We start from the raw sequence: 19030 nt of genomic DNA, 5'->3' as shown, positions 1-19030 counted from the left end.
AGTACTCACCGAAGTACTCACCCCCGAAAGCGGGATTATCCTTGGGTGGAGTGCATTCAGGAAAAGGCATAGGAAAAATGATCGACTCGAGTACTGCTGCTGACGAAGTACTGGCCCCTTCTTTCCTTTCAGCAAAAAGCCGCCTCGTTCTGGCCAGCGGATCGAGTGCGCGTCAGGCCCTTCTCAGGGAAAGTCGCGTGGATTTCACGGTGCGAACTGCTGATATTGATGAAAATGAGTACAAGCAGGCTGGGCGTGAAAAAGGGCAGGACGCGTCTCAGGTTGCGCTGTGTCTCGCGGAGGCGAAGGCCGGAACCGTAGCGGCCACGGTGGGAGACCCGGACGCCTGGGTGATTGGGGCCGATCAGATGCTGACCTGCCAAGGAGCCGGTGGCAGCGAATGGTTTGACAAACCGTCTTCCCGGCAAGGGGCGCGGGCCCAGCTTCTGCGTTTACGCGGGAAAACCCATCATCTTCACAGCGCCGTCGTTCTCTGGTGGCAGGGACGGGTGATGTGGACGCATCTCGCACAACCCGCGCTGACCATGCGGAGCTTTTCCGAACAGTTTCTCGATGCCTATCTTGAGAGTGAAGGAGAGGCCTGTCTCGGGTGCGTAGGGTCTTATCGTCTGGAGGGGACGGGGATTCAGCTTTTCCAGCGGATCGAAGGCGATCATTCCGCCATTCTCGGTCTGCCTCTGCTGCCGTTGCTGAACGCTCTTCGGGATTTCGGTGTTCTCGCCAAATAATTCTGTTTCTCACGATAACGGGACTTGTCAGGGCTTCTCCCTCAGGTTATACGCGCCGTCACTCGGACGATGTCGTATGATAATCGTCCCGATGGGGCCATAGCTCAGTTGGGAGAGCGCCTGAATGGCATTCAGGAGGTCGTCGGTTCGATCCCGATTGGCTCCACCAGTTCCCTGAAAATCAGTGGAACTGGTCGGAAATAACATTCCATTTTTTCCAAAAATCTTCGGTTAATCCCTGCCTGCGATTTTTCATAGCGCGTGTGGACCTTTTTGTTACGTTGCGGTCAGTGTTTCTGGCTGCGCGAAGGTCATCGCATGATCTGCATCGCTGCGTGGATATCCGGCCTCCTCACAGCTTAACCAGACCGGACAGCATTCATGCTAGGAAAGCCCTCATTGTGAAATTTTCATTTGGGCTTCAGCAATGTCAGTCATGTTTTTTCCGCGTCCAAAAGGGGTTTCTCCTCCCCCATCAGCGTCTGCGAAAAACCAGACGATAAAATACGGCCTGCTGCTGGCTGCCCTCTCGATTTCCTTGCTGGTGCGTCCATGTTTTGGCCAGACTGAACATGGTCTTCCTGCCGGAGTCCCTTCATTTCTCAATGACATTCGTGGCGCGCAGGCTCTGGATTGGGTCGATGGACAGAACCGCAAGACAGTAGAGACCCTGGAAACGGATACACGCTATCAGGCTTTCCATGAGCAGGCGCTTTCGGTCCTGCAGAGCAAGAAAAGACTGGAAGTTCCCACATTTCTAGCAGGCCAGATCTGGAATTTCTGGCAGGATGCCCATCATCCGCGTGGTGTGTGGCGTCGCACCACGCTCGCGTCTTATCGCTCCACGTTGCCCGGCTGGCTGACAAAGCTGGATGTTGATGATCTGGCGAAAAAAGAACATGAAAACTGGGTATTCGACGGTGCGGACTGCCTGAAGCCGCAGGAAAGATATTGTCTCGTTGCCCTTTCACAGGGGGGAGAAGACGCCGATACGCTGAGAGAATACGACACGCAGGCAGGCCTTCTGGTGACCAGCGGGTTCGTTTTTCCACGTGCGAAACAGTCTGCCGCATGGGTGGACCGCGATACGTTGCTGGTGGCGCGGGACTGGGATGGCACGGGAGACATGCTGACATCTTCGGGTTATCCGTTCGTGGTGCGGCGTGTGATCAGAAATGAATCTTTCGATCAGGCTCTGGAAATTTATCGCGGTGAAAATACCGATGTCGCCGTTGATCCTCTGGCGCTGACCGATGGTGATGGAAATCGTCTTCTGCTGATCCGGCGGTCGCCGACGTTCTTTTCCAGTAAATTTGCTGTTCTCAATGGCATGGATACAGCCTTTCAGGGTAAAAACGGCGGCACATTACATTGGCTTCCATTGCCAAACCGCCTTGAACTGAAAGGCATGATCCACGGATTTCTGGTGTTTGTGCTTGGTGAAGACTGGACGCCTTCCGGCTCGAACAGGATTACGGCAGGCAGTCTTGTCACTGTCGATCCGAAAACTGATGATCTGAATGTCAGGGTTCTTTTCACGCCGGGTCGGACGCAGGCGCTGGATGATGTCGCCGTGACACGAAACAGCGTGATCGTGACGTATCTGGACAATGTTCGTGGACGCGCGATGGTTTTGCATGTGCGGAATGGCGCATGGCAGCATGTCGTGCTGCCGTTGCCGGATATGTCATCTGTCCATATCACGGATGCCGATCAGCAATCGGATGCTGCGTTGCTGAAAGTGGAAGGATTTCTTGATCCGCCACAGATATGGCTTGTAGGCACCACTCAGGCAGGCGTTGAAAAGATCCGTCAGGCAGCGGGACTGTTCGATACAAAAAATCTTGCGGTCGAGCAGCTTCAGGCCCGTTCGGCGGACGGAACTGTCATTCCCTATTTTCTGGTCAGGCAAAAGGGAATGACAAATGATGGTCATCACCCCACCCTCCTGACGGGCTATGGTGGTTTTCAGGTGTCCATGATGCCGTCATACGATCCTGTTCTGGGTCGTCTCTGGCTGACGCAGGGTGGGACCTATGCCGTTGCAAACATTCGTGGTGGCGGGGAGTTCGGACCCGCATGGCATGAAGCAGGGCGCAAGACGCACAGACAGAAATCCTATGATGATTTTTACGCTGTTGGTCTGGATCTTGTGAAACGTGGCGTGACGTCCCGGGAGACACTGGGGATTCGTGGCCGTTCCAATGGCGGTCTTCTCATGGGTGTCGAATTCACCCGGCATCCTGATCTGTGGAAGGCCGTCATCATGGGCGTGCCTCTTCTCGATATGATGAACTTCGAAAACATGGCGGCAGGATCATCATGGATCGATGAATATGGTTCCATGAAAAATCCGGATGAAGCTCGTTTTCTGAGTGCGATTTCGCCTTTGCAGCATCTCAGGGCCGATGTGCATTATCCAACCCCTTTCATCTTTACCTCGACCTCCGATGATCGGGTCGGACCCGTGCATGGGCGTCGTTTCGCGGCTCGCCTTGAATCCCTCAAAAAGCCTTTTCTTTACTATGAAGATGTCGAAGGTGGTCATTCAGGGACAGTAAATGCGGAGGAGGTGGCTCACGAACGCGCGCTCGAAGCGGTCTATCTCGCGCAGCAATTCACACCCGCAAACTGATTTTCAGAAATAATTCATGAAAATCTAGAGAAGGCGGGTCACTTTCAGAACAAGCCATGTTCCGAGCATGATCAGGAAACACAGGCCACCGGCAATCACAGTGCCCCAGTCGCCTCCTGCCAGAAACATACCGCCCGTGTTCATCCCGAAAAATCCGGTGACGAAAGTCGCCGGCAGCATGAGGGTTGTGCCAACGGAGACGATATAGAGACGTCGGTTCGTTTCTTCCGCCTGCCCGGATGTCAGTTCATCCTGCAGAGAGCGGGCGCGATCCTGAAGCGCGAGCAAATCATCGAGCGCCCCGTGAATCTGGCGCTCGGAACGATCGCGCAGATCGTCTTCCGCCCATTCGGGAAGCTCCAGTTCTTCATCGTTGAAGATACGATTGACCGGAGCGATGACCCGTCGCAGTTCTGTGGTGCGGCGACGCACCTGACCCAGCATGCCGCCCATTCGGCCGAGATCGGTATCGCGATCGAGCAGCAGCAGAACGTCCTCGGCCCGGTCCAGCTGATCGTCGAGCCGCGACATGGTGCGACGGGCCGTATCGGCGAATTCCAGCAGCGCCATATCGACAAGAGACGCTGGGTTTTCGGGCGTTTTTTTCCGCTGAAGTTCCCGATACACCACGCCGAGGGCCGGAACCGGATGACGACGGGTGGTGATGAGCAGGTTCGGTCGCATTGCAAAGCGCCAGACGCAGACGTCGCGGTCATCGTCGGACGCGGCATCGTCAAAGGCGGGCAATGCGCCGTAAACAAGCTCGCCATCGGCTTCAAGCCGCGCGCCGCCATCCGTGCTCGTCAGGGTCTGCTTGGCGTCATCCGACAGCGAGGGAATGGCTTCCACCTGCGCACGGGAGCGCGTGTGAACGATATCGAAATGCAGCCAGCCCCAGCCTTCCGGCGGAAAGGCCGGATCTTCGAGGCATAGGCTGACCTCTTCCGGTGGCAGCTTGACCGGTTTGGTGTCGGGTGCACAGAAAATCGCCCACACCAGACCATCGGCAAGAGCATTTGTCAGGTCAGAGGGGAGAGAAGAACTCGTCTGGGTCTCAGGCATCGTTTTCCCTCCTTTCATCCGCAGCAGAACAGGTGTGAGTGTCGGTGGGAGTATGGGCGGCCCGTTTCAATCGCGATGTGTGATCTGACACAGGACAGGAAGGCTGACAATGCGTGTCTGACTTGGGAAGACGAAGAGGTTCCATCTTCCGGACAGACAGAAAGCGCCTCAATAGCCAGGAGTTTCCTGCGCCAGCTTTATCTCCGGACGGGACTATGCCTCAGGAATTCAGGACCGGGCCTGCTTCACGGGAATGGAGGGGCAGGATCGTTTCCGCCCGCAGGCCGCCCGTTGGCCGGTTGGCCAGCACGAAGACGCCGCCTGCACGTTCCACTTCCCGTTTCACGATGGCGAGCCCCAGCCCCAGTCCGCCTGTGCGGCGTGAACGGGAAGATTCCACGCGGTAGAATGGCGTGGTGACACGTTCGATTTCAATATCGGGAATACCCGGTCCGGTATCATCGACATCCACGATCACGCTGTAAGGGGTTTCCTGAACGGAAATCGATGCCGACCCGGCGTAATGAAGCGCATTTTCCACTAGATTGGTGAACACCCGCTTCATTGCGAGCGGGGGGAGGACAAGCGGCAGCCGGTCCGGCCCGTTATAGACGACATCGGCACCCCGATCCGTTGCATCATCCATGATCGTGGTCAGGATCGCGGCGAGGTCGGTCGAACGCGGTGCCTCCCGTTCCTTTTCCCCGGACAGATAGGCCAGCACGCCATCGACCATGGCTTCCATCTCGTCGATATCGGCCTCGATGGCTTCCTGAGCTTCTCCGTCTCCGAGAAAGCCGGCGCGCAGCCGAAGGCGTGCCAGAGGCGTGCGCAGATCGTGGGAAACCGCTGCAAGCGCTTCCGTGCGGTCTTCAATAAGGTGGGAGATACGTTCCTGCATGGCGTTGATGGCGTGAGCAAGGCGGCGCACCTCACGGGGGCCTTTTTCGGCCAGAGGCTCCCATTCTCCTGCGCCGATCGTGTCGGCGACGGTCGCCAGCGCCCGTAAGGGCAGGCTGAGCGAATGCACCAGCATGGCGGCAGCCAGCAGCACTGCCAGCGTGACGATGGCTGCTGTCGCCAGTCCCTGTGTCACGACATGGCTGCGGAGAATGTCCGGCGCCGTGAAAGTGAGTTGGCTACTGTCCTGGAGAGTCAGGGCACCGCTGATATCGGTCCATCGGCCGGGGCCTCCGGGAGAGAGGCGCAGATCGACGTGGCCGAGAATAGGGTTGGCTTTCACCAGCCGCTCATGAAGAGGAACCATCCCCTTGGGCTCGATGACCAGTTCCTTGACGGCCACTGCCGGGCGCCAGGTGATACGGAGGTCGTCCGTCGAGAGCATGGTCGAGAGCACGGCACGGGTATTGGCGGGTGCCCCGTCGATGACGCGGACATCGGTCGCCAGCCGTTCACCGATAAGATCGAACCGGTCACTGTCCTCGATGACGGCTTCGGCCCGCTCGTAGAGTGTCCAGCTCGCGACAAAGACGACGCCGATCGAGGCCAGCAGGACGAACAGAACCCGCCCCATGAGGCCGCGCGGCCACAGGAGAATGCGCCGTTCGCGAATGGCCGGGGCGGCGTCCTGAGCCAAAGCGTCGGCAGTCAGACCCGGTCGACCGCGGCCGTGAAGATATAGCCCTGCCCGCGCACCGTACGGATGAGACTGTCCGCCTCTGTGCCCAGTTTGCGACGCAGACGGCTTACCAGCACGTCAATGGAGCGGTCTGACACGTCCCCCAGACGGGTGCGTGACAATTCGAGCAGCCGGTCGCGTCCGATCACCCGCTGGGGATTATCCAGAAAGCTGACCAGCAGGTCATGCTCGGCCCCGGAAATTTCGACGATCGCGCCGGACGGATCATACAGTTCGCGCCGTCGCAGATCGAGCGACCAGCCGGCGAAGTTGATGACTTCCCGCCGCTGCCGTCCGGGTGCGGGTGCAACAGCGTTCTTGCCACGCCGCAGCACGGCGCGAACGCGGGCAAGCAGTTCCTTCTGGCCGAACGGCTTGGCGACATAGTCGTCCGCTCCGAGTTCAAGGCCAAGAACCCGGTCCAGTTCTTCGCCGCGCGCCGAGACCATGATGATCGGAATGCGCGTGAAGGATTCATCCTCCACCCCGCCCCGGATTCCGCCCTGACGGAGCGCCCGGCAAAGGTCGAGGCCATTCATCCCCGGCATCATCACGTCGAGGATGACGAGGTCGGCGGCTTCCGTCTCCAGCGCTTCCCACATGGAACGGGCGTCCGGTACGGCGCGGAGGCGGTAACCGTCTGCCTGAAGCGTGCGGCTCAGAAGGGTCCGCATCCCCGCGTCATCCTCCACGATGAGGATACGGGTCGGAAGATCCTGCAAATCGGCGTCGTGCGATGCGTATTCGTTCATTTTTTTCGCATGGTCCGGTTCGTGGAACAGAGAGTGATTGTATCCTCTTTGTTGCAGGACGTCGAGAATGGTTCGCAATTCAGCAAACGAGACTCCCCTCCGTGCGACAAATCAGGCCGCCACCCAGCACGCGTGTGCCGTCATAGAGCACGCAGGCCTGTCCCGGCGCAGGCAGCGCTGGTTCGTCCAGAACGACTTCAGCCACGTTTATGCCAAGAGCTTTTACGGATGCAGCACGGGGTTTTTCCCGTGCGCGAAGCTGCACCATGCACCGCACGGCCTCACCGCTCGCTTCGTCCGGCGGGGTTATCAGCCAGTTCATGTCCCGCAGACGGCATGTCGTCACCATCGAGCTTGCGCGTGGGGCCACGACAATCCGGCGCTTCCCCGGTTCGATGCCGACCACCATCTGGCGTTCACCAGCGATCTGGGCAGCATCGCCAAGGCGCTTGGTCTGCCCCACGGTGAAGCGTGTCACGCCCTCGTGGTGCCCCAGGACATTGCCGCTCCGGTCCACGATCTCACCTTCTCCGCGCATATCCGGTCGCAGGTTCTCGACGAGATCTGAATAGGTGCCGTTCGGGATGAAACAGATATCCTGACTGTCGGGTTTGTCCGCCACCAGCAGGCCGAACCGCTCCGCCTCCGCGCGCACGGCGTCCTTGTCGGGCATCTCGCCCAGCGGGAAGCGCAGGTAGTCAAGCTGGTCGCGGGTGGTGGCGAACAGGAACCAGCTCTGGTCACGGTCCGCATCCACGGGGCGGTGCATCTCCGCACCCTTTTCCCCGTCCATGCGGCGGACATAATGGCCCGTCGCCATCGCATCCGCGCCGATGTCCTTTGCCAGACCGAGCAGGTCCGTGAACTTCACACCCTGATTGCAGGCCACGCAGGGGACCGGGGTCTCGCCTTCGGCATAGGACGTGGCGAAGCGCTCGATCACGCTGTCACGGAACCGCTGCTCCGCATCGATGACGTAATGGGGAATACCGAGCCGTTCAGCGACCTCGCGAGCGTCCTGAATGTCGCGACCGGCGCAGCAGGCACCTTTTTTGGCCGCCCCCCGGCTGTCATAGAGCTGGAGGGTCGCGCCGATGACCTCATGCCCCTGTTCGACAAGGCGTGCGGCAACGACCGAACTGTCCACGCCTCCGGACATGGCAACGAGAATACGCATGATGGTCAGGCCCCTTTCCCGGGTGGAACGTCCAGCCCCTGCCGTCGTTCTCCCGACGGGGCCGAGCCGGTCCTCAGCTCTTGCGCGGCAGGCGGACCTTCAGTCCGTCCAGTGCGTCACTTATGATAATCTGGCATCCGAGGCGTGATGTTGCCTCAAGCCCGAAGGCGAGGTCCAGCATATCCTCTTCATCCTCGGTCGGCGTGGTCAGTTTGGGCGCCCATGACGGATCGACGATCACATGGCAGGTGGCGCAGGCCAGAGAGCCTTCGCAGGCGCCTTCCAGATCGACACCGTGTTTATGGGCGATTTCGAGGACGGAAAGACCGACCGGTGCATCGACCTGGCGTTCGGTACCATCGGGCTCGACGAAAATCATGTGAGGCATTTTGGAATTCTCGCTCAGTCTGTCTTTTGGGCGAAGGTGGAGGCCCTCACCTTCTGTACCGCGCCGGCCAGCAGGTCCGCCGTGCGCGCAATATCGGCGGGCGTGGTAAATCGTCCGGGCGAGAGACGCAAGCTTTCCGCCGCTTCGGAGGGCTCCATCCCCATGGCCGTCAGCACGTAGGACGGCGTGAGATCGGCCGAGGAACAGGCTGAGCCGATCGACAGCGCCAGATGAGGGAGAGCTTCGATCACTTTCATGGCCGGAGCGTCATGCAGGCGCAGGCTGATGATCCCCGGCAGTCGGCGTGCGTCTTCCCCGTTGATGGAAAACGCGACCTGGCGTGTGCCAAGCCCATGAAACAGCTCAGCTGCCAGACCGGCCAGCCTGTCATTATCCGCTGACCATTCCTTCCGTGCGATCCGCGCGGCTTCCCCGAAGCCAGCCACCAGCGTGGAGGGCAATGTCCCGGATCTCAGGCCCCGCTCCTGCCCTCCGCCGGAAAACAGGGGCTCCAGCCGAACGCGTGGCCGCCTGCGGACGAACAGCGCTCCCACCCCTTTCGGTCCATACATCTTGTGCGCCGAGAGGGAGGCCAGATCGAGGTTCAGCGTTTTCACGTCGATGCCCGTCTTCCCCGCTGCCTGAGCAAGATCGGAATGCAGAAGGGCTCCGGCCTCTTTGACGAGACCACTGAGGACGGACAGGTCCTGCAAAATACCAGTTTCGTTGTTGACGGCCATGATGCTGACCAGCGCCGTTGGGACGGACAAGGCTTCGCGCAGACGGTCCGGATCGACGTGTCCATTGCGGTCCAAACCGAGAATGATCGGTTCGAACCCTTCCAGCGCCAGATCGCGCACGCTTTCCAGCACGCATTTATGCTCCGTCGCCAGAGTGATGATCCGCTTTCGCCCGTCGCCCTGCCGTGCGCGGAACCTGGCGGCTCCCTTGATGGCCAGATTGTTCGCTTCCGTTGCGCCGGACGTGAAGATGATCTCTCGCGGATCTGCCCCGATCAGTGCGGCGATTTCAGCACGCGCCGTTTGGACGGCCTCCGCAGCCCGCTGGCCGGGCGCATGCGTGCCGCTGTGCGGGTTGGCGTATTCCTCGGCAAAAAGAGGAGCCATCACCGCCATGACACGCGCATCGCAGGGCGTGCTGGCGGCATTGTCGAGATAGATCTCCTGCATGGGGTCTTTCAGTGCTGGTGGCGACGTCTGTATGGGGAGAATGGTGAGTGGGGGAAGGGGACGCAAGAGGTCGCGCGTGCGCTGTCGCCGGGCCGCCAAAGGGATGGAGCCGCTTGATGGGCCGGACGCGTGAAGTCGAACAGGTCGTCCAGCAGACCACCCGTCGCGTCGAACGAGCCGCCGCTACGGGGGATGTTTCAGGAAAGGGGGCGTTTGGGAATATGTCCCCGTTCGGCCCCATTCAGGGCAGGCGTTCCCGGCAGGTTGGCTCGGTTTGCCCAAACGTTTTCGAAGGGGGCATTCTTCAAAGCTGCTATCGCGCGGCGTAAGATGGCCTAATCCCTTACGCTGCTACTTTCTTCGCGATAGCCAGCAATCTTCATTCTTCCTGCCGTCACGTGACGGAGTGTAAATTCACCATTGTTCGGTTTTCCTCATCCCAGAGCGTGTTGACCCGGGCTTCCCTGACTCCATCCCGCCAACTCAGGACCTTTACGTGTTGAAAAACCGGGTGAGCCTCGTGACAGGCTATCAGGCGGTAATTGGGAATTCCGGGTGCCGCGTGGTGCACGTGATGGGTGCCGATATCGCCGGTGAACCAGCGGAAGATTCCTGAGAGACGCAGAAACGAGCATCCGCCCACCACGGCATCAAAGCTATTCCATTGCGGATTTTCAGACCACTGAACCCCTTCGAATTTGTGCTGCACGAGAAAGAGCCAGACGCCGGTCACAGCGGCAGGATAGATCACCATGAAGCTTACAAGGGCTACGAATTTCAGTCCGACGACCCAGATAAGGGCTCCATAGCCCAGAATCAGGCAGAGATTGGTGAGCCAGACGCCAAGCCGCTCCCGCACCCAGTGACGTGGCGTGTCAAACGCAATGCGATAAACGATGAAGAAAATGATCGGGGGCATCACGAAGATAGTGAGGATCGGATTTTTGCTGATCCGATAGAGAAATTTATTCAGCCGTGTCATTTTCTTATATTCGGCGACCGTCATGCAGTCCGAATACAGGTCGGACAGCCGTCCCCGGGTGTCCATGTTGTTCCACGATCCATGGTGCACAGCGTGGTGCTTCTTCCAGTGATCGTAGGGGGTCAGAGTCAGCAGTGAGCATGCGCGCCCGACCAGATCGTTGGTCCACCGGTTTTTGAACAGGGAGCCGTGGCCGCAATCATGTTGCAGGATGAATGTGCGTATGGACAGCCCGGATGCAAGCGGGGTCAGCAACAGCACACTCCACCATCCATGTGTAAGCCCCGCATACATCAGAACGTAGCAGGCCAGCAGCAGACCGACGGTCGAGCCCAGCTGAAAGAGACTGACCCCGAGCTGCGAGCCCTGATACTGCTTTATCGATCTGAGTGTATGGTCGGAATACCCTGAAGCCGTCAGTTTTTCAGGCGCACATTGATTCATGACATTCCATAGATTTTAGGTGTAACTATAGGCCTATATAGTCTTTGCATTTAATAATCAATATTAATTAAATCGAGAAATTGTAACAATAGTTTCCTCAATTAATATTTAAAATTGCTATAAACGTTTTTTCCTTCCTTTCTATTAAGTCATAGACCTTTCCCCATCGAGGCCCGTTTGCCCGCCTTTTTCTGCTGCCGAATTCGTAAGTGGTGGCTCCTTTATGCGGGGGGCATAAAGAAGGCTATTGAAAAGAAAAGATATAGACAGAAAAACAAAACATGCAGATGAGGCGAATTTTTTGTCTGGGCCAGTCAGCAGCCTTTATGGAGAGCTGATATGGTTTCGATAGGGGCCACTGTTTATAGAGATGCCACCTGAAAATTATTTTTAAGTAATGATTTGACGCATGGTCGGCGGTGATCACCGGTACGCGCGAGGTAGCTCAGGATTCTGGCCAGCCTCCGCCCACGTCCTGCTGCCCTGTTAGAAGATTCTCTCGCCGGCGCACGGGTAGGGGCATGGTCTGGGCTACTCGAACGCAAACGGACAGGCTGTCCCGAATGGCTCCATCATCTGTGCAGCTTTGAATGCAGATGTGTGCCCGATAGTGCGCGGGGAATCTTTTGTTCAGCGACCCGGCTTCCATGCCCGCGTGCTTTGATGTGGTCGCCATCAATCATCAGCTGCTTTGACCCACCCTCTTCGCCACCAGTTTCCTGATCAGGGTATGTTCTCCCCCTTTGGAGGAGAGCTGTCGGTCGAGAAAAAATCTCCGGAGACGGCAGCATTGTGCGGCTACTTCTGTCTGGTGACCGAAACAGTTTTCATGTCGCTCTTCTGTTCCCGTAGTCATCGCTCTTTCAGAGCCTGAGCCAAACACCATCCCGACACACTGACGTGCGCAGAGTGTCATCGGGGTGACGGCACTTTCCTGCACGCCGCCCCGATAAAGCAAACCTGTCCTCACTCAGCCGGAACGTAAACCTTCCCTCCGGCTTCACGGAATTCCCGGCTTTTCTCCTCCATTCCCGCGATGCGCTGGGCATCGTCGCGGATGTCCTGAGAAATCCGCATCGAGCAGAATTTCGGGCCGCACATTGAGCAGAAATGCGCCGTCTTGTGGGCGTCTTTCGGCAGCGTCTCGTCATGATAGGCACGGGCCGTATCCGGATCGAGCGAGAGCTTGAACTGATCCTCCCAGCGGAACGAGAAACGTGCACGGCTCAGGGCATCGTCACGCAACTTCGCAGTGGGATGTCCTTTGGCCAGATCGGCCGCATGGGCCGCAAGACGGTAGGTAATCACACCAACTTTCACGTCATCGCGGTTGGGGAGGCCGAGATGTTCCTTCGGCGTGACGTAGCAGAGCATCGCCGTGCCGAACCAGCCGATCATCGCCGCGCCGATGGCGGAGGTGATGTGGTCATAGCCCGGTGCAATGTCGGTCGTTAGCGGGCCAAGCGTGTAGAAGGGGGCTTCGTCACATTCCTTCAACTGCTTGTCCATGTTGGCCTTGATCTTGTGCATCGGCACATGGCCGGGGCCTTCGATCATGACCTGACATCCCTTTGCCCAGGCGATTTTCGTCAGTTCACCCAGCGTTTCCAGTTCAGCGAACTGCGCGGCATCGTTGGCGTCCGATATGGAACCGGGACGCAGGCCATCGCCGAGGGAGAACGAAACGTCATACTTGCGCATGATGTCGCAGATGTCCGCAAAATGCTCGTAGAGGAAACTCTCACGATGCTCCATCAGGCACCAGCTCGCCATGATCGAGCCACCGCGTGAAACGATGCCGGTCACGCGCTCGGCGGTCAGGGGAATGTGCGCCAGACGCACACCGGCATGAATGGTGAAATAATCCACGCCCTGTTCGGCCTGCTCGATCAGCGTATCGCGAAACACTTCCCACGAAAGCTTGGCGACGTCGCCGTTGACTTTCTCCAGTGCCTGATAGAGCGGCACGGTACCGATCGGTGTCGGCGCATTGCGCAGGATCCAGTCGCGGATGTTGTGAATGTTGCGGCCGGTGGAGAGATCCATGACCGTATCCGCACCCCAGCGGATCGACCAGACCAGCTTTTCCACTTCCTCGGCAGCCGACGATGTGACGGCGGAATTGCCGATATTGGCATTCACCTTTACGAGAAAGTTGCGCCCGATGATGACTGGTTCAAGCTCCGGGTGATTGATGTTGGCCGGGATGATGGCGCGGCCACGGGCGATCTCGTCACGCACGAATTCAGGCGTCACGAATTCGGGAAGAGTCGCACCGAAATCTTCACCATCCGCACGTCGGGCCGCAGCACCCTCAGCGGCCTTCTGACGGCCAAGATTCTCGCGGTGGGCCACATAGATCATCTCCTCGGTGATGATCCCGGCACGGGCGAATTCATACTGCGTGACGTGCGCCCCACTGCCTGCTTCCAGCACCATGTGCGGTGCGGGACAGGGTGCAACGAGGCGATCACCCGTTGCGCCGCCATTGTCTTCCAGCTTCACCGCACGAGGGATTGCTTTCTGGAGGCCGCGTTTTTCCAGCCACCCGGCGCGTGGTTTAGGCAGTCCCTTTGCCACGTCGATGGCGACATCCGTGTCCGTGTAGGGGCCGGAGGTATCGTAAAGACGCAGCGGTGGTTCGTTAGCGGACGGATCAAGCGCGATCTCGCGGAAAGGTACATGAATTTCCGGGTGATCTTTAGGACTGGAATAGACCTTCTGCGACCCCCAGACGGGGCCGGTTGTGACGTGACCTGGGGCTGGGGCCCCCGTGGCGGCACCCTTGGGTGTAACGTGGTTCATGACTGCGTCCTCGCTTACGTGCAAGGAACGGATCGGGCCGGATGGGTCTGCCGTGGCTGTACGGACGCACGGCGCTGCTCGCGGCCAGACCAGTCCCTCCGCCGGTACTAACCGGATCAGGTTCCCCAGCGCTCATATGAAGCGCCGGCAGGGTCGCCACACCGTCCTGCCGCGCAGGTGCCAGTGGCCTCTCAGTTCCTTTGGGCGGAACCCCCCTTGGTAGTTCCCATCAGGCCGCAAAAAGGCTGCTTTTGTCAATGATCGCGTGAGCAATGACGAGATCGTGAGGGATAGAGTTCATGGAGCGCCTGTCGCGTCAGGAGGGCGGATGAACGGGTTGGAATATCGTCAGAAAACGTGCCAAGGGCATTTTTTGCACCGGAGTGGGCACGCGATAATCCTGCATCTTTCTCCAAATACTGGATCAGTCTGCGTCTGGTAACAGATCATGTTTTATGGTTCAGGATAGATGAATCACTATAATTCTTCAGAGGATTTCTGGATTTTCTATCTACCGGAAGAATTTCGTGTCATTACATGTCATTTATTGCAAATGATAATTGTTATTAATTGTGGACATCCCGGCTCTGAGATGTCACAAACCCGTGATCGAAAATCCTTCCTTAATAAAAGGCACGACACGTTGATGTCTTCCGTTCTTCCTTCGCTCCGTTACGTTGTCTGTTTCGGAACAGCTCTGTCTGCGGTCTCCCCGCTCGTGGGGGAAGATGCCTGGGCCGCCGGTCGCGATGCGCCGGTGGAGGAGGCATCTGACAGGGGCGCCCGGTCGTCGGTCGCGCTTCATCCAGAGTCTCATCGTGGAAAGAGCCTGGCGAAAAAGAAGAAAAAACAGGACGATTCTGAAAAAATCCCTGGCAGCATCGAGCAGCTTCTCGTGCTCGGACATCGACCGAACGCTTCGACGGACGGAACCGGCACATATACGGTCAGTGCGGTGACGACCACAAAGATGCTGATGAAGCTTCAGGATGTTCCACAGTCCATCTCTGTTCTGAGCACCCAGCAGATGAAAGATCAGAACCTGAACACCGTGGATGCTGCCCTGAAGCAGGTCGCCGGTGTGAATGTAAATCTGTACGGTGATGGAACAGCAGGGTATTCTGCACGCGGTTTCGCGCTGCAGCCGCAATATGATGGTGTACCGGCATCAGGTAGTCTCAATTTGAGCCAGCAGTATGATCTGGCGATCTATGACCGGATCGAGGTTCTGCGGGGACCGAGTGGTTTATTGCAGGGAGCGGGCAGTCCGGCTGGAAGCACCAATTTCGTACATAAGCGGCCAACGGAGGAGTTTCAAGGCAACGCCTCATTCTCCGCCGGGTCGTGGAACAATTACCATGCGACGGTCGATGTGGGTGGCCCGATCGGCAACTCGAAGATTGTCTCGACCCGGCTTGTGCTGGCGGGAACAGACCGGAATTTCTTCTATAAAAATGCCTATGATCGCCGATGGACAATCTATTCCGTAACGGATGTCCATTTGTCGCGTCATGATACTCTGACCGTGATGGTTTCTTCCCAGAGCAATGACACCATGCGTTTTATGGGACTTCCCCGCAGCAGCACAGGGGCGGATCTCAAGCTGCCCCGAAACTCCTTCATCGGTGCGAACTGGAATGCTTCGGCGGTGCCGATGACAGAGGTGGAAGCGCAGCTTGAGCATCTCTTCAGTCATGGCTGGCGCGCCCGCGTCAATGTGCGGCATCGGAGCTCGGAAACCACGCTCCAGTACGCTTATCTCAACAGCTATAATGCGAAAACTCAGACCGGAAACTTCGTTGCCGCAAATACAAAATACAGTGAAGTCAATGATGGTGTGGATGCTTATGTAACGGGGCCCGTGCATCTGTTCGGGCAGACGCACCAGTTGATGCTGGGCTCGGATTTCAACCATTATGTTTATAATGGAGGGGGAGCGAGCCTGACTGCGACGAGCGATCCGCAACTGGGCGGAATTTCCGCTTTTGCTCCGGCGCTTCTGTCGGGTGTCACGCTGCCTTCCGTGAAGAACCGTTACCGGGAACCGACGGATCAATGGGGCGTGTATGGTCAGGCGCAGATCAAACCGGTCTCCAGCGTCTCCATCCTTCTGGGAGGACGTATCAGCGGTTATGTCAGCAAGGAACAGCGCGTTGGCCCGACGCGGGGCGCCTCGGACACGCAGATCGATCAGCAGGGTATTCTGACGCCCTATATCGGCGGCGTCTGGCACGTTATTCCGTCGATTTCACTTTATACCAGCTATACATCCATTTTCTCGCCGCAGTCGGCTTTCGACACGACTGGACGGCTTGCCCCCGTTCGCGGCAATCAGATTGAAGGTGGGGTAAAGGGAGACCTGCTCGACCATAAGCTGGGATTCACGCTTGCCGGCTACAAGATCATCCAGCGCAATCAGGCAGTGTATAATGGGGCTCTGTCGGCGGTCTGCGGACCGTCACGCAATGATGACTGCTATGTGGCGACAGGAAAGACCCGTAGTCAGGGTGCAGAGGCGGAAGTCATTGGGCGCCCGGCGAACGGGTGGGATATCAATGCCAGCTACACCTTTAACGACAACGCCATTATCAACAATGGAAATGCCTCACAGGCCGGCCTTGTCTATGCCTCCAACTCGCCCCGTCATCTGTGGAAACTCTGGACACATTATCGTTTTGAGCCTTATCCCGGTGCTGAGAAGAATATCTGGAGCATCGGTGGGGGCATAAATGCGCAAAGTGGGACATTCGGGAACAGCAGGCTGGTCACACAGAAAGGGTACATCGTGGCGTCCCTGCAGGCCGGGTATCAGTGGAACCGTTATCTGGCGGGCACAGTGACGCTCAATAATATTTCCAACACCCGCTATTATCAGCGCCTCGGCACCGTTTATTATTATAACTACTATGGAGAGCCACGAAATTTCATGTTTACCCTGCGCTCAAATTTCTGATGTCTCCGGATTTATCATCCGCACGGCAGAAAGCCTTCGTCTCTCCCTCGCGTCTCGTGGGACGGGTCCTCGTAGCATTTGTGCTGGCCTGGGCGGTCGCGCATTTCCTCACGCTTGGATCGTCTGGCTGGGGGCCGGGTAATCGGCATGACGCCATGATCTTCGGTCAGATGATCGCGGTTGCTGCTTTCCCCATTATGGGACTGCTGGCTTTTGGCGCGTGGAAGCGGCTGACAGGACCGGTGATTGTCGCCTGTGTGGCGTGTCTCGCCGGTCTGGCGACGCTTATCCACCTATGATTCAGGACAGGTTGCGTACACGCATGGGATGGCTTCATGCGTGGAGTGGGTTCGTGTTCGGGCTGCTTCTGGTCTGCATCTTTGCCTCCGGTACGATCGCTGTTTTCGACACTGAACTGACGCGCTGGCTGCAACCGGAGGTGCCGCCTTCAGCGACCGCCCTGACGGATGAGGCGCTTGAAGAAACCTTGCCCACGATCAGGAAACTGCTTGAGCGGGATGAGAAACCTTTTATCACCCTCCCGTCAGAGCGTGATCCGATCCTGCGTGTGCAGTATCATGACGGTCACGAGTTTCTGAACATTCCCTTTGACCCTGGCACCGGACAGGAACTGGCTGCCCGCGCGACGGTGGGCGGAACGTTCTTCTATGACCTGCACTACAGCCTGAGAAATGGCGATACTGGCATCATCTTTGTGACGTTTTCGGGGCTCATGCTTCTGATCGTGCTTGGATCAGGTATTATCATTCATCTGAAAGAACTGATTCCCGATCTGCTGGTTTTGCGTCCGTTTTCCGCACGTCTGCGCGCATGGCTTGATGTACATGTCCTTGCCAGCGTTCCATTCCTGCCATTCGCATTTATGATGGCTTATACAGGGACATTTCTGCACACCCGTTCCATTCTGCCACCGGTCTCCTATCTGGCTTCCATCAACGCGGCGATCACACCCGTTGCTGTTCGGGCGGAATCGCCTGCATTACAAAAAGAAAAAACGGTTGTGCCTGCCCTGCCGCCTCTGTCTCCCCTCCTGCATGACGCCGAAAAGGTGGTCAGAGCAGGACAGGTCGGTTTCATCCTTTTTCTGCCAAAGAATATCCTGATCAGTCGCACGGATGCCTCCGGCCCTGCCCGCACACGTGAACATGTCGATTTTTCGTATGATGGTCATTTCATAAGGCATGTCCTGCTGACCACGCCCCTCACACGCACGCAACAGGTCATGGAAGGCATCCATTACGTTCGCTGGGGTGGTGCTGGGATGCGCTGGCTGTATTTCATCTCGGGTCTCGCAACCACAATCATGATTGGAAGCGGACTTGTTCTCTTTTTGATGAAGCGTCGGCGTCTGTCCGGAGGCCGTGTTATCTTCCGTCTGGCGGAGGGACTCACGGTGAGTGTGCTGGTGGGTTTTCCTTTGGCCTGTTCAGGATTTTTCTGGGGAAACCGGTTGCTTTCCGGGGGATCTGAGCAGCGCACGCAAGAGGAAGTGACCGTATTCTTCCTGATATGGGCTGCAAGCGCCGTGTGGGGTATGGGCGGCTGCCTCATGAAATGGAGGGTGCAGGTCTGGAGAAGTGAGCTTGGGCTTCTTGCTGTTCTGTCTGCCCTGCTGGGGCCGCTTGACCTGCTGACCCGGTCGGGCGGGACCGTTTTTCACACGCCAACCGTTTTTGCCGCCGTGGATCTGATTGCTTTGTGCGTCGCGGCTGTTGCCTTTCAGATCGCCCGACGTCTCGCATGATCGTTCTGTGCAGTGTTCTCTGGATTGTCAGCCTGTCCGTGCAGGCGGTTTCTGAACCCCGGATGCTGCGGATCGCAAGACGGGAGGCCGTTGCGCCTGCTCTCACAGTTCGCCTGATGCGCTGGGTCTCGTTGGTGGGATTGCTTCTGTGCCTTTACCAGCGACCTTCCACGGCCCTTTTCGTGTGGCTGGGATCGTTTTCAATCGCGACGGTTGTCGTGGCGCTGGGATGGGCATGGCGGTATCGAGGGGTGCAAAGGGTGCGACGCACGGGCGGCGGAAGCTGAAGAACATACGTCTCCGGGAAAGATCAGGCCGCTCCTTTGGATGACCTGTCGTTGGAAATCCAAAGTTCCAAAGAGAACTGGAATGCCACAGCAGGAATATCTGCAAATGAACCGTTGAAATTTGGTCTTCTGAAAACGGCACTATTTGGAGAGGGGTGGCTTAAGAGACAAACCGTTCCAACCAGAGGAACTATCCTCTGCG

General features: G+C 57.8%; 14 protein-coding genes and 1 tRNA gene. 7 read left to right on the top strand and 8 right to left on the bottom strand.

All coding sequences use genetic code 11. The features are described from left to right. The first annotated feature begins 77 nt into the window (after positions 1-77). The 3 genes from GOB81_RS10640 to GOB81_RS10630 all read left to right on the top strand — a co-directional run bounded on the left by GOB81_RS10640 (position 78) and on the right by GOB81_RS10630 (position 3384). Complete coding sequence (locus tag GOB81_RS10640) at positions 78-749, top strand: Maf family protein (protein ID WP_173570399.1); 672 nt, start codon at positions 78-80, stop codon at positions 747-749. A 93-nt stretch (positions 750-842) separates the two neighbouring features. Next, positions 843-918 (top strand) — tRNA-Ala (locus GOB81_RS10635). 258 nt (positions 919-1176) lie between these two features. Further along, entirely contained in the window at positions 1177-3384 is a 2208-nt protein-coding gene (locus GOB81_RS10630) for a prolyl oligopeptidase family serine peptidase (protein WP_242010197.1), read from the top strand. A 24-nt stretch (positions 3385-3408) separates the two neighbouring features. Here the strand turns inward: GOB81_RS10630 and GOB81_RS10625 are convergent, their stop codons facing one another. The 8 genes from GOB81_RS10625 to thiC all read right to left on the bottom strand — a co-directional run bounded on the left by GOB81_RS10625 (position 3409) and on the right by thiC (position 13823). Then, the gene (locus tag GOB81_RS10625; RefSeq protein WP_173570398.1) at positions 3409-4446 is read right to left on the bottom strand and encodes a CorA family divalent cation transporter; all 1038 of its coding nucleotides are present in this window, start codon (positions 4444-4446) and stop codon (positions 3409-3411) included. Positions 4447-4666: 220 nt separating this feature from the next. Further along, the gene (locus GOB81_RS10620; protein ID WP_173570397.1) at positions 4667-6043 is read right to left on the bottom strand and encodes an ATP-binding protein; all 1377 of its coding nucleotides are present in this window, start codon (positions 6041-6043) and stop codon (positions 4667-4669) included. Positions 6044-6054: 11 nt separating this feature from the next. Next, positions 6055-6837, bottom strand: coding sequence for a response regulator (locus GOB81_RS10615; protein ID WP_173570396.1), 783 nt, complete (start codon positions 6835-6837; stop codon positions 6055-6057). Positions 6838-6916: 79 nt separating this feature from the next. Further along, the gene (gene mnmA / locus GOB81_RS10610) at positions 6917-8014 is read right to left on the bottom strand and encodes a tRNA 2-thiouridine(34) synthase MnmA (protein ID WP_173570395.1); all 1098 of its coding nucleotides are present in this window, start codon (positions 8012-8014) and stop codon (positions 6917-6919) included. Between the two features lie 73 nt (positions 8015-8087). After that, positions 8088-8402 carry a ferredoxin family 2Fe-2S iron-sulfur cluster binding protein gene (locus GOB81_RS10605; RefSeq protein ID WP_173570394.1) on the bottom strand — a complete coding sequence of 105 codons (315 nt, stop codon included), beginning with the start codon at positions 8400-8402 and terminating at the stop codon, positions 8088-8090. A 14-nt stretch (positions 8403-8416) separates the two neighbouring features. After that, positions 8417-9592 carry a cysteine desulfurase family protein gene (locus GOB81_RS10600; RefSeq protein ID WP_173570484.1) on the bottom strand — a complete coding sequence of 392 codons (1176 nt, stop codon included), beginning with the start codon at positions 9590-9592 and terminating at the stop codon, positions 8417-8419. Positions 9593-9986: 394 nt separating this feature from the next. Beyond that, on the bottom strand, positions 9987-11018 hold the full coding sequence (locus GOB81_RS10595) for a fatty acid desaturase family protein (protein ID WP_173570393.1): 1032 nt from the start codon (positions 11016-11018) through the stop codon (positions 9987-9989). Between the two features lie 966 nt (positions 11019-11984). Beyond that, on the bottom strand, positions 11985-13823 hold the full coding sequence (gene thiC, locus GOB81_RS10590) for a phosphomethylpyrimidine synthase ThiC (protein ID WP_173570392.1): 1839 nt from the start codon (positions 13821-13823) through the stop codon (positions 11985-11987). Positions 13824-14469: 646 nt separating this feature from the next. Here thiC and GOB81_RS10585 point away from each other — a divergent pair. From GOB81_RS10585 to GOB81_RS10570, 4 genes are read left to right on the top strand one after another with little or no spacing between them, the layout of a single operon-like run. Continuing rightward, positions 14470-16776, top strand: coding sequence for a TonB-dependent siderophore receptor (locus tag GOB81_RS10585; RefSeq protein ID WP_173570391.1), 2307 nt, complete (start codon positions 14470-14472; stop codon positions 16774-16776). Then, positions 16776-17075: a hypothetical protein gene (locus GOB81_RS10580; protein WP_242010196.1), complete on the top strand. Its 300-nt coding sequence runs from the start codon at positions 16776-16778 to the stop codon at positions 17073-17075. Before GOB81_RS10585 ends, GOB81_RS10580 begins: the two co-directional genes overlap by 1 nt. Positions 17076-17098: 23 nt before the next feature. Next, complete coding sequence (locus tag GOB81_RS10575) at positions 17099-18541, top strand: PepSY-associated TM helix domain-containing protein (RefSeq protein WP_194299878.1); 1443 nt, start codon at positions 17099-17101, stop codon at positions 18539-18541. Then, positions 18538-18828, top strand: coding sequence for a hypothetical protein (locus tag GOB81_RS10570; RefSeq protein ID WP_173570390.1), 291 nt, complete (start codon positions 18538-18540; stop codon positions 18826-18828). The genes GOB81_RS10575 and GOB81_RS10570 overlap by 4 nt, the downstream gene beginning before the upstream one ends. Positions 18829-19030: the final 202 nt, after the last annotated feature.

It is taken from the genome of Acetobacter conturbans (assembly GCF_011516755.1).
Taxonomy (GTDB): Bacteria; Pseudomonadota; Alphaproteobacteria; order Acetobacterales; family Acetobacteraceae; genus Acetobacter; species Acetobacter conturbans.
Note: the sequence above shows the minus strand (reverse complement) of the source record. Positions and strands in the feature narration are given on the sequence as shown.